The sequence below is a fragment of the Flavobacterium sp. AK-345 genome (assembly GCF_058310175.1).
Window position 1 is genome coordinate 514,091 of record NZ_JBZEER010000001.1, and the last position, 14,437, is coordinate 528,527.

Consider the following 14,437-nt stretch of genomic DNA (forward strand, 5'->3'; position numbering starts at 1 on the left):
AGAAAAAAAATAATAATAGTGTAAAAGAGTTATATTAAAAGGTTAGATTTTTTAAATTCAGACGGGGTCTGATTGGTACTTTTCTTAAAAGTAGTATTAAAGACCGTTTTAGAATTGAATCCAACTTCAAAAGCAATTCCCATTAAACTTAAATACTGCATACCGGGATCCTGAATCATTTTTTTTGCTTCTTCGATTCTGTACCTATTAATAAATTGATAAAAATTTTCGTCACAGCCATTATTGATGACATAAGAAAGCAGATGAGATGAAATATCCAATTGAGAAGCTAATTTAAATAAACTCAATTCAGGATTCAAAAAAGGTTTTTCATTGTCCATTATGTGAATTAGAGCAGATTTTATTTCTTGTAAATCCTTATCAGAGATCAGTTTTTTGGGTTTGCCTTCTAAGCCAGAACTCTCAGAAATAATGGTGTCGATTTGCTCTTTTTCCTGTTTATTAAGTGGAAAATATTTTTTTTGTTTTAAAGAAAAATAGGAAATATAAAAAATCCCGAAAAGATAGATAGCACTAGCGATAATGTCAAAAAAAGCATAGATTTTTGCTAGTTTAAAAACATTATCAATTAACCACACCCCAGTTATGATTAATACACAAACTACTACTTTTTGTAGCCATTTTAAATTGGTTTCCGATGTGTTTGAAGTGTACAGAAGTAAATTCTTTTGATAAACTGTGATTTCTCTATAAGCAGCAATACAATAAACAGCAACTTGACAAGAGAAGACTAAATTAAAAACAGTAATAATTATAGCGGCATTTTCTTTATCCTCTGCTCTAGGAGGATCTTTTATCTCTATTAAGAGCGAGATTGAAAGCAGTACTAAAATTATAAAAGCAAATGCAAAATGAAAATGATCTCTTATTTGCCATTTTCTATTAGGCGTAATAAAATAAATTACACTAAAATAGAAAACCGGAGCTACGATAAAATCCACTATGCCCAAGAAATCATTTGTAATCCTTCTTATTTTTAGAAACTCCGTTTTTTCTAACAGGTCATTAAACTGAATAAGGAAAATGCATAAAATAAAAAAAACAAACCATCGATTAACTTTACTGTTTGTCTGATTGATATTTGCAAAGATTAAAAATGCCAGCAGTAAAGTAGTTCCTGCAACAAAAAAGCTCATTAGTTGGTCCATATAAAGCATTTTTTAGCCTAGTATTAGGTTTCGATTGTTTTTCTAAAAAGGATAAAATTACTAAATAAATGCAGATTCTAAAATTATCATTTTTTAATTTTTCCTCACTATCTGGGAAGTAATTGGCTCTCCTCTCTCTGTAAAAACATCGTCGGCATAGTAGTTTTGAAATTGCATAGGGAGACCAACACCAGTTGTAAGAGATGAAGTTGTCTGCAGATGATAATGCAGATGCGGCCCTGTAGAATAACCGCTGTTTCCAGCCAGACCAACCTGCTGGCCTCTCTCTACAGTATCTCCGACCGCTACTATTATAGAATTCTTTTTTAAATGAAGCATAAAGGAAAATTCCCCATTCAAATGATCAATAATAATATAATTCCCTAACGATTGCTTACTGTTTTTAATTCCGGGAACATTATCCTCAATTGCGTTTTCCATCGCTATTATCTTTCCGTCTCCAGGCGCATTCAAACGTTTCCCAAAACAATAATAATCTTCATTTTTGGTTCCGTCTCCTGTATTCCCTCTTCTGTTTATTATATGAACAATGTCCAGTGCATATCTCTGGTGCCGGTTAGGCATAAAATGATGATTTAATTCCAGAGATTTTCCTCCTGCGACTATATACCAGTCGTCTTCAAAAGGCAATTCTAATACTGTTTTTGTCTTGTAATTTAAATAGATGTCTTCATCGTATTTTCCTTCATCACCCATAAGCATGTCTGCACAGGAGGTAAATAAAACCATAAAGATAATTGCAAAAAAGCATCCCAAAGATTTGATTTGTTTCATAATTAAAATTTATAGTTAATACCCAGATTTAATTGATGCTGCAGTTCTCTGTATGCACTTGGCACCTGAAGCCTCGCATAATTAAAATTATAGACTGCTTTTACATCAAAATGATTAGAAAGCTTATAACCATACTCCAATTCCCATAAAACACTTTGATAGTTGTCTATGGTATAAAACTTACCTTCTGCGTTGGTAACTCTAAGTAACACTACAGGAAGAGTTAATTTTGATGATAAATATTGTTTGTCACTAGATTGGTATCTAAATCTACCCGTTATTCCAAATTCCTGATGTAGCGTATAATAATCCTCATTATTAAAAGAAGAAGTGTTTGGATTTTTATAAATAGAAGTAGTGGTCTGTGATTGAAGTCCTCCATATATAACAAATCGATCTTTATCATAAATCTTTTTGAGATAAGAAAAACCCAACCCGACTTTCGCAAAATCATTATTGAGATTGGAAAGTTTATCGGTTTTTAGTTCAGATGAAAGATAATCCATCTTAATTTCAAATAGATTTTCTTTTTTACTAGTATGTGTGTAATTTAATTTATACACCGAGCCTTCATACTCATACATTGACACTGGCGCAAACTCGAGGTTTTTCAAATAGCCAAAATTATAGCCTGTCGAAAATTCCAGCTGGTTCTTTTTTTCGGTAGTTTGTGCTTGGACCGAGACTGCAGACAAAATCGCAGTCGTAAAAATGAGTCGATTTAATTTCATATAAATTGCAATGATTAAGTTGATTATGATGGCAAACCTAAATGAAATAAAAACCGATAAAGTCCAAATATCTTAAGACTGGAGAAATCCGAACTTATTTATTGGTATTCCGAAAACTGTTTGGTGTCATACCTGTAGATTTTTTGAAGGCATTGTGAAATGTTGTCTTCGAAGTGAATCCAGATTCTAATCCTTTAGAGAAAGAAATAAAGGCAAAAAATGATTTAAAGTTATCGTATTTAGTAGAAGTAGTAAAAAAAAAATGGTGTCAATTGTCTTCAATTGACACCATTTGGCTGTAGTGACGTTGAGTTCACAATTTACAAACTATTTTATGAACGATTTAAAGAAATTGGCTTACTAAGGTTGAATGTTAAAACATATGCATTTTGTAAATTTATTAAGATGTAATAGCATTTGATAAATTTCTTGATTATAAATTTAGTAGCTATTAGTAAACTTTCGTTATCATTTCATCTATAGGCAAACGAACTTTTTTCGTGGCTGACATATAGTCTTTTTCCGAATCACGATATCCTAAAGCGAGGATAACTGCTGAATGTAGACCTTTCTCCTTCAAACCCAAAACCTCATCGATAGTGGCGGCGTTAAATCCTTCGATAGGAGTGGCATCCACTTTCAATTCTGCCGCAGCAATAAGTGCTGTTCCTAGTGCAATATAAGCCTGTTTGGCCGCCCAAAGGGCTTTTTGTTCTGCGTTAATAGCGCTAAAATAGGAATGCAATCCATTTCGAAATCCTGATAAGGCACCAGCATCAAGACCTCTTTGCTTTTCTGTCATTGCCATGTAATCGTCAATGTAAGTCGAAGACATGTCAGTGAATGCAGCGAAAACCAACAAATGAGAGCAAGAGCTAATTTGTCCATTATACGAATCAGCACCTAATTTTTTTTGAATTTCCGGATTGCTTACAACAAAAACACGGTAAGATTGCAGACCGCAAGAAGATGCTGAAAGATTTATAGCCTCTAAGATCTGATCGACCTTCTCTTCTGTTACTTTAATGTTATTGTAAGCTTTTGTGGCGTATCGCCATTTTAAATTTTCTATCAAATTCATTACTATGTCTATCTTAAATTTTGGCAAATATAAATGATATTGTTTTCTTTTTCGAGTTTTTGAAGTGCTCTGGGAAACTCCAAATCAATCATCTTAGGCCACTAAAGAATATTTATCTGTTTTTCTTCATTATTATATATTTTTAAAGATTAATAATCTTTAAAAATATACATTAAAAGAATAACTAACTGAATTTATGTATAAATAAAAATATTTAATCTTTTATATTCAAATTTGCAGGGTAAAAAAACTAAACATTATCATCAGATGAAAGCAAACATACAAGAAGATAGGGGAATAAACGAAAAGCAGAATAGTGTAAACACCCAGAATACAATCCAAAATGATTTTGCATTCACACTAAAGAGCACTTGTTTAGATGAAAACTATCACCCCTCAAGTGAAACGCGTTTGACAACCAATTTTGCAAACCTGGCCAGAGGAGGTAATCGCCAACAAAACTTACGTAATGCATTAAATATGATTAACAATCGATTCAATGCATTGGCTCATTTGGATAATCCAAAAGGGGATCGTTACCTTGTAGAACTTGAAATCATCACAGTAACGATGAGTATTGATGATAAGAATGGTATTAACAATCTGCCGTTGATTGAAGTTTTAAAAACGAATATTTTTGACCACAAGACTAGCCAGCGTATCGAAGGTATTGCCGGAAATAATTTTTCGTCTTATGTTCGTGATTATGATTTCAGTATTTTATTGATCGAACACAATAAAAATAAAGCTAATTTTTGTATTCCTGAAAATTTTGGTGATTTGCACGGAAAACTTTATAAGTGTTTTGTCAATTCAGCCACTTATAAAGAGCACTTTAAGATGTCACCGATCATTTGTCTAAGTGTATCGGGCAACAAAACTTATACTCGCACTGAATATCAGCATCCGGTTCTGGGTTTTGAGTATCTGCAGGATCAGTATTCTATCACTGATGAATATTTCTCTAAAATGGGCTTAAAAGTTCGTTTTTTCATGCCTGCGAATAGTGTGGCACCGATGGCTTTTTATCATTCCGGAGATCTGCTTGCTGATTATACTGATCTTGGATTAATCAGCTCAATCAGCACGATGGAAACTTTCCAGAAGATTTATCGCCCTGAAATTTACAATGCAAATTCAGTGGCTGGGAAAATCTATCAACCTACTCTTAAACACGAAGATTATTCACTGACTCGCGTGGTTTACGACCGCGAAGAGCGCGGCCGACTGGCTGTTGAACAGGGTAAATATGCAGAAGAGCATTTCATTAAGCCTTACAAAAGTCTCCTGGAACAATGGTCTGCTAATTTTACCCTTTAATTGATTACAACGCATTAAAATTATACTATTATGAAGAAATTATTATTACCCACCTCTATTGTTGGAAGTTTACCCAAACCTGCCTGGCTTGCACCGCCCGAAAAACTTTGGTCACCATGGAAATTAGAAGGTGATCAGCTACTTGAAGGAAAACAAGATGCGTTGCGCATTTCTCTGCAGGAACAACAATTGGCAGATCTGGATATCATTTGTGACGGCGAGCAGACACGCCAGCATTTTGTAACGACTTTTATCGAGCATTTAAGCGGTGTAGATTTTGAAAATCGTAAAACAGTAAAAATCCGTAACCGTTATGACGCGAGTGTTCCAGTGGTTGTAGGTGAGGTTGCACGTCAAAAAGCAGTTTTTGTTGAAGATGCTAAATTTTTGCGTAAACAGACTAACAAGCCTATAAAATGGGCATTGCCAGGACCGCTGACAATGGTAGATACCTTGTACGACGACCATTATAAAAGCCGGGAAAAATTGGCGTGGGAATTTGCGAAAGCACTCAATGAAGAAGCAAGAGAACTTCAAGACGCAGGGGTAGATATTATCCAGTTTGATGAACCTGCATTTAATGTGTTCTTTGATGAAGTAAACGATTGGGGAATGGCAGCATTAGAAAGAGCCATTGAAGGTTTACACTGTCAAACTGCGGTTCATATTTGCTATGGTTATGGAATACAAGCAAATACTGATTGGAAAAAGACATTAGGCTCTGAGTGGCGACAATACGAAGAAATTTTTCCGAAAATTCAAAAATCTAAAATTGATGTGGTGTCTTTAGAATGTCACAACTCCAATGTGCCTTTAAATTTAATGGAACTTGTTCGCGGTAAAAAAGTAATGGTCGGTGCCATTGATGTGGCAACCAATACTATCGAAACACCAGAAGAAGTAGCTGATACCCTGCGTAAAGCTCTTGAGTTTGTAGATGCCGAAAATCTTTACCCTTCTACAAACTGCGGTATGGCCCCGCTATCTCGAAACATAGCCAGAGGCAAGTTAAGTGCTTTAAGCGCAGGAGCAGAAATTATACGTAAAGAACTTGGGATTTAGTCTCAATATATTAATAATGAATTCCGTGCCTCCACGGAGGAATAATATTTAAACACATTGAAGAAATTATTAGAAGTATTAAAAAAAGCAGGTTTCGACGGTTTCCTGTTAATGATAGCCACCATGATTTTGATGGCTTATTTTTTGCCAAAGCCAGGCATGGTCAAAGAACCTGTTTCGCTGGAGGAGATTGCCAATGCTGGGGTTTCCTTGATTTTCTTGTTTTATGGTATGCGACTGAGTGTTGAGAAACTAAAAGCCGGACTTTCCAACTGGAAAATGCACATTATCGTACAGTTGACCACCTTTTTATTTTTTCCGCTCATTGTTTTGGCATTTCGCCCGTTGTTTGTCAATAACGGTTTCGAGCTGCTTTGGCTGGGTGTATTTTTTCTGGCAGCTTTACCGTCTACAGTATCCTCTTCCGTGGTTATGGTTTCCATCGCCAAAGGAAACATTCCTGCAGCCATTTTTAATGCGAGTATTTCCAGTTTGATCGGAGTAGTCGTTACGCCTATCTGGGTTGGACTGTTTATAGCTTCTGCGACAGGCGATTTTGATGTTACTCATATCGTCATAAAGTTGATTCTACAAGTCTTGCTGCCTGTCATCATTGGCATAAGCCTCAATTCTCGTTTAGGTGCCATTGCCGAAAAATACAAGAAACAGCTCAAATATTTCGATCAGGCAGTTATTCTAACGATTATCTACACGTCGTTTTGCAAGTCATTTTCCGAACATCTTTTTGAAGGCTTCACCGCCCTTGAACTTGCCGGACTTGCTGCAGGGATGATGGCGTTGTTTTTTGCCGTATTCTTTTGTGTCGGACTACTCAGTCGCTTGCTTGGTTTTTCAGATGAAGACCGTATTACTGTCTTATTCTGCGGTTCTAAAAAGTCATTGGTACACGGCACCGTTATGTCAAAAGTACTTTTTCAGCACAGTACCATCACTGGCATCGTATTGCTGCCTCTTATGCTTTACCATGCCTTGCAATTGATTGCCGCTAGTATCATCGCTCAGGGTATGGCCCGACGAAAAGAAATATAATTTTTATTTATGGCTTGGCCCTTTATCTTTTTTCGATAAAGGGCACCAAGGATGACGCTTACTGCTATAAAATAATGCCTTTTAGATTTTTATACTGTAAAAATACGTTTTGCAGGTTGTTGTGTTTTTAATTTGTTTAAAATAAGATTTTTGTGTTGCTTTTAATTGTATTTAAAGAATTTTATTCTAATTTAGGAATAAATTAAACCAAAATTCAAAATAAAAATTTTATGGAGCAGATAGACGATATTGATCTTCAGTTATTAAATATACTACACGATAATTCTAAATATACTGTAAAAGAGCTTGCTAAGATGGTAAATCTTTCGGCATCGCCTGTTTTTGAGCGAATTAAAAGATTGGAAAACAATGGTTATATAAAAAAATATATTGCCCTGCTTGATGCAGAAAAATTAAACAGGGGATTCATTGTTTTCTGTAATATCAAACTTAAACAACACGATCGTAATATTGGCAATCAGTTTGTTAGTGATATTATGAAAATAGAAGAAGTTGTAGAATGTTACAATATCTCTGGTGATTACGATTTTTTAATGAAAGTTTCTGCCAAAGACATGAAGCATTATCAGGATTTTGTGTTTAATAAATTGGGATCAGTTGAAAGTATAGGGAGTACCCAAAGTACCTTTGTTATGTCGGAAATAAAAAATATGTATGGATAGTTCCGCGAGCAACGATAGTACGGAAATTCTTTTCGTGCCCGTTCCTAATATTAATAAAAACTGGATTTTCTTTTTTTAAATCTGTTAGGATATACTTTGCGGGTACGGATTAGAAATCTGCGCTATCGGGTTTTTAGCTAGTGATCCCGACTGGAAATTAATATAACCTTTAATACTTTGTAAATCATGCTCCATAGTTTTGTGTTGGGATTTTTTTGGAAAGTTAAAATTAGTTTTAATTTTCATCTATGTATAATCTTAGCCGATCTTCACGATTTTGACTAACTGATCTGAAGGCAACTTCTTTTCTTTTTTGAGGCACTAACACATAGAATTGGTCAATTGTAAGTTTTTGATTGTTACTAGAATAATATGAGCCTTTTAGCCTAAAAACATATAAAGAATACAAATTAGTATCTTTAGGTACGTACCATATATTCGATATTCCAAGTTCTTTTGCTATTGTTTGACCTTTGTAAAAAATTCTTTTATTTTTTTCAATTGTTAAAATGTTATTCATTTTGGTAAAAGCAAAAATGTCGAATTTTAAGTCAATGTTTAAGCTTTTTGCATCAAATGAGTTTACCTCGTATTCAACTGTATAATACCGGTCTAAATTTATACTATCTTTAATTTCTAATTTTGTTAAAACAATTAAAGGAGTCTCGTGGTTAATTTCTGTAACTCTAATTGAGTCTCGTAATTTAAAAACTTGCTTTTTAATTGTATCGTATTGTAGACCTTGCTTTTTGAAAGCTGATGAAAGACCGTCAAAAAGCTGATCTGTAGCCTCTTTAACACCTGCTTTAATTTCTTTTGTTCTTAAGATTTCTTTATCACTTAGCTTTTGATCATTTACCTTTGAAATATTTCGATTGTTTATATCTTGTAAAAAAAGCGCAAAAGCTACGAGAAAACCTAAACCAATTGCTTGCTTACCTCTAAAAGTATATCTTTTCCACTTGTACCATTTATATCTATGATTTGTCAAACTTCCTTTTGCAGTAATCATTGTTAAAGCAAATGTAAAAATAGCAATGATAGCAACATAATAATAATTTTCAGTAACAGGTAGTTTTTCTAGCATAGTATAAAATTATTGTTTTTAAAAGATCTCCACACCTCTTTTAGTTTTTCAATTATTTCGTTGTCAAATTTCTTAATTGACTTGTCACTTTAATAAGATTAAAAGTAATTTTTTTATTTAATGATTACCAAATTTATTATTTGGAAAAAAAATATATTTGAAAAAAAATATGTGTGAAATTTATCACACATATTTATCTTAATTAGGATGACTTTGTGTGATTTGGTCACACAAATTAATAAGTTATCGGTAACCTTAACAACATATGTACAAAATAACACAACTAGAAAATTTTGAACTGAATAGAGAAACTTGTTTTGTTTGTGGTAAACCAGCAAATTCGCGTGAACATATTTTTCCAAAATGGTTGCAACATAAATTTAATCTTTGGGATCAGCATATTATTATGGCAAATGAAACGCAGATTTCATATAAACAGCTAGTAGTTCCATGTTGCAAAATTTGTAATAATGAACATTTTTCAGGATTAGAAAATAAAATTGCTAATGAAAATGAAACTGAATCTGATATTTGGAAATGGGCCAACAAAGTACATTTTACTTTAACACTAAAAGATAAATTTTTAGATTGGGATAGAAAAAACGCTGGATATAAAATTGGGGATGTAATTAGTCCATCGGATCCTTTAGAGCAGGCTCGACATTTTCTACATTGTGTGTCAGGAGGTTTTAAAACGTATCCGGACCCTTTTGGTTCAGTTTTTAGATTTGATTTCACTGCAAATCAAAATTATAACTTTGTACATATTATACATTCTAGTTCAGTTTGCGTTTCTTTTGGAAATCGAGGATATGTAATTTTTGTTAAAGATGGACAATTTTTAAAAGATGAGGGAGGCGTAATGGAAAGTTATAGAAATATTATTAAAAAAGATGTCATTGAAATGGCAGATATGTTATTCTTTTATGCATCAAATATAGAATATCTTGAACGTTTTAAAATTACCGTCCCTATTATGATTACCAAAGGACAAATTATAAAACTTGGTCGTGCTACGATTCGTGAAGAAAAGCCCGTAAATAAAGAACTTCTTAGAGAAGTCTGCAACTATATGAGAGTTACATGGATTGACCCCGATGAAATTTCATAAAAGCTACTGCTAATTGCGGTTTCTCAAAATTGCGACTTTTGTGCTAATTTCACGTTCGGTTTTTGAAAAGAAATTTTATCTTAGTGAAAAATAATCATTTCCGTTGTTCGCAACTGACGCGAAGTACCACTCTCTCTAAAGAGTTCTTATAAAAAGCTGTGCGAATGTCTCCTGACTTCGCACCCGTGATATATTAAAACCAAAAAAGAGACTTTCGAGTCTCTTTTTTGGTTTAATATATCTTTATAAATAATCATTTATTAATCAATTTTTCAAGCCTAACCATCATTTCATCTTTCTCTTTCAACATACGCTCGTACAAAGCAATCTTTTCTTCATGAAGTTGAATCAATTTTTCTATTGAATTATTGTTGAAAGTTGGGCTATAATTTATCAAGCCTTGAGTATCGTGAAAAGTATTAGAAATAATATTTATCGCTTGCTCTTCATCAAAATTCTGAAAAGCTTCAATTGGAATTTTTAATGCGTCTGAGATTTGATTAAGTATATCATCTTCAATTACATCTTTTTGCTCCAGCATAGAAATTTTCTTTTGGTTCCAGTCATTTCCCAAATCAAAAGCTAATGCTTCTTGTTTGATGCCAAGCATTTCTCTGAAGCGTTTTACGTTTCTTCCCTGATGTATTTTCTGTTCCATAATGAATATCAATTTTCTAAAGGCTTAAAGATAAAACCATTTTTTGAATTAAAACCCTGCGTTTCAAAAATTAAAAAAAAATCCCATTTCGTTAGAAATGGGATTTTAATTTTGTGACCTCGACTGGATTCAAACCAGTAACCTCTTGAGCCGTAATCAAGTGCGCTATTCAGTTGCGCCACGAGGCCTTTTGTTTTTCAATAAGGTATTTTTTATACCTTTGTTGATTGCTGTTAGCGGGTGCAAATATAGGCATAAATGTGACATATACAAACGAAAAATAACATAAAAATAAAAAAAAATGAAGATTGAAAATTATATACGTGATATTCAGGGGTTTCCTAAAGAAGGAATTTTATTTAAAGATATCACTCCGCTACTAAAAGATCCTATTGCAAGAGAAGAATGCCTTAAAATATTGCTAAATTCTTTAAACGGACAAAAAATTGATGTGGTAATAGGAGCAGAGAGTCGCGGTTTTTTCTTCGGAATGTTATTGGCCGATCGTTTAAATGCAGGTTTTGTTCCTGTACGTAAACCTAAAAAACTTCCTTTTACAACAATTTCTGCTTCTTATGAATTAGAATATGGAACTGATTCTTTAGAAATACATATTGATGCTATCAAAAAAGGCGATAAAGTTTTAATTCACGATGATGTTCTTGCAACCGGCGGAACAGCAAAAGCACTTGCCGACTTAGTAAATGAATTAGGAGGCGAAATTGTTCAGTTTAATTTTTTGATGGAACTTTCTTTTTTAAATGGAAGAGAAAAAATAAAGGATAATCCTATATTTGCTGCAATTACCTATTAATGACCCAAATCATTTAAAATAAACCTACTATGAAGCAATTGTATTGTGTGGCATTACTTGCCGTATTATTTTCCTGTAAAGACAATAAAGAAACTACTGCTGAAAATTTGAATAATAACATTCAGAAAGATACAACAGTTGTAAAGGATGTAACTGATAATTCTTCAGATTTAAACCTGAAAAGTAATTTAAGAACTGGCGAGAAGCTACAGCTGGAACAGGTTTATGAAGATACTGTTCAATTTGTTAATTTTGATGGAAATGGAGATTATGCTTTATTTACGGTTCAGAAAGACAAAAAACTGATTTCGTTTTATACAGATCTTGCAAATGCCAAAGCTTTTAAAAGAGGAGATTTACTTGATGTATCCTGGAAAATGGATACCATTTATGAAGCCGGCGAAGGAGAAAAACTGGAATTTGCTGAATGGCTTGTAAATGCAAAAAAAATAAAAGATGGAAATGTGAGTTTGTTTCGAAAAAAACATCCTAAACCAATAAAATACTATTCAGAGAAAAACGATTTTACAGCAGATTTTAAAGATCATATCTACGAACAAGTCGAATATTATCTGGCAAATTCTAAAAGCGAACTGGTAAAAAGTACTATAAAAGATGCAAACGCAGATTTAAGCTATTCGATTGAAGAAAAAGACAGAGAAAACCATTCTTATATTGTTTTAGGAATATCGAATGATTTTGAGCATCATACTAATATAATTCAGTGGTTATATCTTGATGATACAAACGGTAAATTATACGAATACGACTTACCAAACGATAGATTAATTCCGTTTGATTAAGTTCAAAAAAAAATTGTCTTAGTTGGTTAAACTAAGACAATTTTGTGTTTTATAGCATATAGCACTAAACCTATTCTGGTTTTAATTTCGAGTTTATCAAATAAACACTCTCTGTAGCCATCAATTGTTTTTGGACTTAAACACATTTCCGAAGCGATTTCTTTGTATGTTTTCTCAGTGCAGGCATGTTTTATGAAAACAATTTCTTTTTCTTTTAAATTGACTTTTTTTGAATCGTCATTGGCTTTCTTCACCAGCATTCCCGAAACTAATTCAGTAAAATAAAAGCCTTTTTCGATAACAGATACAATGCCATCCTTAAATATTTCGGGCGAAGTATCTTTTAATAAATATCCTTTGGCACCGTTGGTAATCATCTTTATAATAACTTCTTCGTCGTCATTTACAGAAAGTGCAATAACTTTAAGTTCCGGCCTGTTTTCCTTAATCCATTTCATGGTGCTAATGCCATCTAAAACAGGCATATTTACATCTAATAAAATTAAATCTACATTGGTATCTACATTTTCCTGTAAGTAGGTAATAAAAACTTTACCATTTTCAAAGCGGTTTATTACTTCAAAATCTTTAAAACTATTGATCAAAAGTTCAAGCGATTGCGAAAACAGTAAATGATCATCTACAATAATAATTTTGTTTTTAGGTTTCATTGGTTTTAGTTAAAGGGTATTCTAAAGTTACGGTAGTTCCTGATGCGTCTGATTCCATAATTAAAGTAGCTCCAATTAATTTAGCTCTTAATTTCATATTGCCCAATCCCTGGCCTGAATTTGTATTGAGCGCGTCGTAACCAATTCCGAAATCCTTAATTTTCAGGCAAAAAACGTCGTCTGTTGTGGTAATATTTACTTCAAATTTATCACTATGCGAATGTTTTAGGCTATTATGCAAAGCTTCCTGAAAAATTCGGTAAATAAACAAATCATGTTCTCCGCTAATCTCAGGTATTTCTCCGGAAAGAGTATATTTATACTGAATGCTTTTTAGTTTTTTTATGCGCTCTAAATCTTGTTTTATGGCTTCGATAAAATTGCTTTGCAGTAAATTATCTTTATTGATAATTCGGGACAGAATTCGAATTTCGTCCAGCGATTTGGCTAATATTTCTTTTAAATCACTTAATTCACTTTGCTGAATGGGCTTTTCGCTGTTGAGATACATATTAAGCTGCATAATACCAACTGAGACGATTTGCCCAATATTGTCATGAAGTTCTTTACTGATTTCAGAAAGCGTCTGATCTTTTATTTCAATTCTGGTTTTGATTAATTCTGATTGAAAATAAAGATTAGCTTCCATTTTTTCAACGAGATAATTATTTTTTTTCTTTAAGAAATAAAAGAATATTACAAGCAAAATGATGAGTAAAGTTAAGAAAACTATACCTAACAAAATAACTAATAATTGTACTTCTTTTCGCTCCATAAAAACCCGATGATAAAACAACTATGCGCTAAAAAATTCAGAATAAACAATACCAGACTAAAAATAGATTCATCCTGTTTCACTAAGAACCATTTTATGGCAAGCATGAAAGGTAAAAAAGGCACATGAAAAACCAGAATTCCTAAGATATACCAAAAGAAAACTGATTTTTTAAAGTTTAGTATTTTGTCTGAATTAAAAATTTCTACCAAATATAAGCAAGATAATATCATAACTACCAAAACGCCTACGGCAAAACTATAAATAAAAGAGTTGTTCATGTCTTTTTCAAAATATAAAAGGTTGAGAAAAAAAGAAAACACAAACAATATTAAAAACAGAACGGCTGATATTTTGTTATTTCGCTTTGGTAGAAGACTCCTGATAATCAATATATAGGCCGAAATACTGATGAGCATGTAAAAATTATATACATAATAATTTAATAAACCTGTCCAGTACGTAAAATAGTAGCCAACAATTTCTATAAGTATCGAAAACCAAATTAAAAAAACTAAAGATTTTGCTTTAGTATCAGGAAGTTTGTGTAATGAAATCAAACCAATAAGTCCTGATAATAAAGCAAAATAGATAACATAAGATCTTAAAAATTCAAACATAAACTTT

The 14,437-nt window shown here is 32.7% G+C and carries 17 protein-coding genes and 1 tRNA gene; 7 read left to right on the forward strand and 11 right to left on the reverse strand.

Features of this window, described 5'->3' with window-relative positions; all coding sequences use genetic code 11:
- Window positions 1-29: 29 nt before the first annotated feature.
- From AC4FQ3_RS02360 to AC4FQ3_RS02380, 5 genes are all read right to left on the reverse strand, one after another.
- Complete coding sequence (locus tag AC4FQ3_RS02360) at window positions 30-1,169, reverse strand: helix-turn-helix domain-containing protein (RefSeq protein ID WP_491180725.1); 1,140 nt, start codon at window positions 1,167-1,169, stop codon at window positions 30-32.
- A gap of 93 nt (window positions 1,170-1,262) precedes the next feature.
- A complete protein-coding gene (locus AC4FQ3_RS02365) occupies window positions 1,263-1,964 on the reverse strand; it encodes a M23 family metallopeptidase (protein ID WP_052483775.1) in 702 nt (233 codons plus the stop codon).
- Window positions 1,965-1,966: 2 nt separating this feature from the next.
- On the reverse strand, window positions 1,967-2,578 hold the full coding sequence (locus AC4FQ3_RS02370) for a hypothetical protein (RefSeq protein ID WP_491180726.1): 612 nt from the start codon (window positions 2,576-2,578) through the stop codon (window positions 1,967-1,969).
- A gap of 211 nt (window positions 2,579-2,789) precedes the next feature.
- A complete protein-coding gene (locus AC4FQ3_RS02375; protein ID WP_491181008.1) occupies window positions 2,790-2,903 on the reverse strand; it encodes an AraC family transcriptional regulator in 114 nt (37 codons plus the stop codon).
- Between the two features lie 243 nt (window positions 2,904-3,146).
- Entirely contained in the window at window positions 3,147-3,776 is a 630-nt protein-coding gene (locus tag AC4FQ3_RS02380) for a nitroreductase family protein (protein WP_491180727.1), read from the reverse strand.
- A gap of 267 nt (window positions 3,777-4,043) precedes the next feature.
- On the opposite strand from AC4FQ3_RS02380, the gene AC4FQ3_RS02385 reads away from it, so the two are divergent.
- The 4 genes from AC4FQ3_RS02385 (at window position 4,044) to AC4FQ3_RS02400 (ending at window position 7,891) form a co-directional block, all read left to right on the forward strand.
- Entirely contained in the window at window positions 4,044-5,096 is a 1,053-nt protein-coding gene (locus AC4FQ3_RS02385; RefSeq protein ID WP_491180728.1) for a DUF1852 domain-containing protein, read from the forward strand.
- A 30-nt stretch (window positions 5,097-5,126) separates the two neighbouring features.
- Window positions 5,127-6,158, forward strand: coding sequence for a methionine synthase (locus tag AC4FQ3_RS02390; RefSeq protein WP_073394122.1), 1,032 nt, complete (start codon window positions 5,127-5,129; stop codon window positions 6,156-6,158).
- 57 nt (window positions 6,159-6,215) lie between these two features.
- Window positions 6,216-7,208 carry a bile acid:sodium symporter family protein gene (locus AC4FQ3_RS02395; RefSeq protein WP_491180729.1) on the forward strand — a complete coding sequence of 331 codons (993 nt, stop codon included), beginning with the start codon at window positions 6,216-6,218 and terminating at the stop codon, window positions 7,206-7,208.
- Window positions 7,209-7,438: 230 nt separating this feature from the next.
- The gene (locus tag AC4FQ3_RS02400; protein ID WP_047775354.1) at window positions 7,439-7,891 is read left to right on the forward strand and encodes an Lrp/AsnC family transcriptional regulator; all 453 of its coding nucleotides are present in this window, start codon (window positions 7,439-7,441) and stop codon (window positions 7,889-7,891) included.
- Between the two features lie 235 nt (window positions 7,892-8,126).
- On the opposite strand, the gene AC4FQ3_RS02405 is transcribed toward AC4FQ3_RS02400, so the two are convergent.
- Window positions 8,127-8,978 (reverse strand): hypothetical protein, encoded by an 852-nt coding sequence (locus tag AC4FQ3_RS02405; protein ID WP_491180730.1) that lies wholly within the window; start codon window positions 8,976-8,978, stop codon window positions 8,127-8,129.
- A gap of 265 nt (window positions 8,979-9,243) precedes the next feature.
- On the opposite strand from AC4FQ3_RS02405, the gene AC4FQ3_RS02410 reads away from it, so the two are divergent.
- Window positions 9,244-10,089 (forward strand): hypothetical protein, encoded by an 846-nt coding sequence (locus tag AC4FQ3_RS02410; RefSeq protein ID WP_491180731.1) that lies wholly within the window; start codon window positions 9,244-9,246, stop codon window positions 10,087-10,089.
- 253 nt (window positions 10,090-10,342) lie between these two features.
- Here the strand turns inward: AC4FQ3_RS02410 and AC4FQ3_RS02415 are convergent, their stop codons facing one another.
- Window positions 10,343-10,747 (reverse strand): helix-turn-helix domain-containing protein, encoded by a 405-nt coding sequence (locus tag AC4FQ3_RS02415; RefSeq protein WP_491180732.1) that lies wholly within the window; start codon window positions 10,745-10,747, stop codon window positions 10,343-10,345.
- Between the two features lie 114 nt (window positions 10,748-10,861).
- A tRNA-Arg gene (locus tag AC4FQ3_RS02420) sits at window positions 10,862-10,935 on the reverse strand.
- A 113-nt stretch (window positions 10,936-11,048) separates the two neighbouring features.
- Between AC4FQ3_RS02420 and AC4FQ3_RS02425 the strand changes: the two genes are divergently transcribed.
- Window positions 11,049-11,561, forward strand: coding sequence for an adenine phosphoribosyltransferase (locus AC4FQ3_RS02425; protein WP_491180733.1), 513 nt, complete (start codon window positions 11,049-11,051; stop codon window positions 11,559-11,561).
- Window positions 11,562-11,590: 29 nt separating this feature from the next.
- Window positions 11,591-12,364 carry a hypothetical protein gene (locus AC4FQ3_RS02430; protein ID WP_491180734.1) on the forward strand — a complete coding sequence of 258 codons (774 nt, stop codon included), beginning with the start codon at window positions 11,591-11,593 and terminating at the stop codon, window positions 12,362-12,364.
- 26 nt (window positions 12,365-12,390) lie between these two features.
- On the opposite strand, the gene AC4FQ3_RS02435 is transcribed toward AC4FQ3_RS02430, so the two are convergent.
- The 3 genes from AC4FQ3_RS02435 to AC4FQ3_RS02445 all read right to left on the reverse strand — a co-directional run bounded on the left by AC4FQ3_RS02435 (window position 12,391) and on the right by AC4FQ3_RS02445 (window position 14,430).
- Entirely contained in the window at window positions 12,391-13,035 is a 645-nt protein-coding gene (locus AC4FQ3_RS02435; protein WP_042567084.1) for a response regulator transcription factor, read from the reverse strand.
- Entirely contained in the window at window positions 13,025-13,684 is a 660-nt protein-coding gene (locus AC4FQ3_RS02440) for a sensor histidine kinase (protein ID WP_242607246.1), read from the reverse strand. The genes AC4FQ3_RS02435 and AC4FQ3_RS02440 overlap by 11 nt, the downstream gene beginning before the upstream one ends.
- Window positions 13,685-13,782: 98 nt before the next feature.
- Window positions 13,783-14,430, reverse strand: a complete 648-nt coding sequence (locus tag AC4FQ3_RS02445) for a hypothetical protein (RefSeq protein ID WP_491180735.1) — start codon at window positions 14,428-14,430, stop codon at window positions 13,783-13,785.
- Window positions 14,431-14,437 lie beyond the last annotated feature (7 nt).

What these genes read in the sequence shown, in the direction of transcription:
- AC4FQ3_RS02380 (WP_491180727.1), bottom strand. Translation starts at nt 3,776, where the DNA reads ATGAATTTGATAGAAAATTTAAAATGGCGATACGCCACAAAAGCTTAC.
- AC4FQ3_RS02415 (WP_491180732.1), bottom strand. Translation starts at nt 10,747, where the DNA reads ATGGAACAGAAAATACATCAGGGAAGAAACGTAAAACGCTTCAGAGAA.
- AC4FQ3_RS02365 (WP_052483775.1), bottom strand. Translation starts at nt 1,964, where the DNA reads ATGAAACAAATCAAATCTTTGGGATGCTTTTTTGCAATTATCTTTATG.
- AC4FQ3_RS02360 (WP_491180725.1), bottom strand. Translation starts at nt 1,169, where the DNA reads ATGGACCAACTAATGAGCTTTTTTGTTGCAGGAACTACTTTACTGCTG.
- AC4FQ3_RS02405 (WP_491180730.1), bottom strand. Translation starts at nt 8,978, where the DNA reads ATGCTAGAAAAACTACCTGTTACTGAAAATTATTATTATGTTGCTATC.
- AC4FQ3_RS02425 (WP_491180733.1), top strand. Translation starts at nt 11,049, where the DNA reads ATGAAGATTGAAAATTATATACGTGATATTCAGGGGTTTCCTAAAGAA.
- AC4FQ3_RS02390 (WP_073394122.1), top strand. Translation starts at nt 5,127, where the DNA reads ATGAAGAAATTATTATTACCCACCTCTATTGTTGGAAGTTTACCCAAA.
- AC4FQ3_RS02385 (WP_491180728.1), top strand. Translation starts at nt 4,044, where the DNA reads ATGAAAGCAAACATACAAGAAGATAGGGGAATAAACGAAAAGCAGAAT.
- AC4FQ3_RS02435 (WP_042567084.1), bottom strand. Translation starts at nt 13,035, where the DNA reads ATGAAACCTAAAAACAAAATTATTATTGTAGATGATCATTTACTGTTT.
- AC4FQ3_RS02430 (WP_491180734.1), top strand. Translation starts at nt 11,591, where the DNA reads ATGAAGCAATTGTATTGTGTGGCATTACTTGCCGTATTATTTTCCTGT.
- AC4FQ3_RS02445 (WP_491180735.1), bottom strand. Translation starts at nt 14,430, where the DNA reads ATGTTTGAATTTTTAAGATCTTATGTTATCTATTTTGCTTTATTATCA.
- AC4FQ3_RS02410 (WP_491180731.1), top strand. Translation starts at nt 9,244, where the DNA reads ATGTACAAAATAACACAACTAGAAAATTTTGAACTGAATAGAGAAACT.
- AC4FQ3_RS02440 (WP_242607246.1), bottom strand. Translation starts at nt 13,684, where the DNA reads ATGGAAGCTAATCTTTATTTTCAATCAGAATTAATCAAAACCAGAATT.
- AC4FQ3_RS02400 (WP_047775354.1), top strand. Translation starts at nt 7,439, where the DNA reads ATGGAGCAGATAGACGATATTGATCTTCAGTTATTAAATATACTACAC.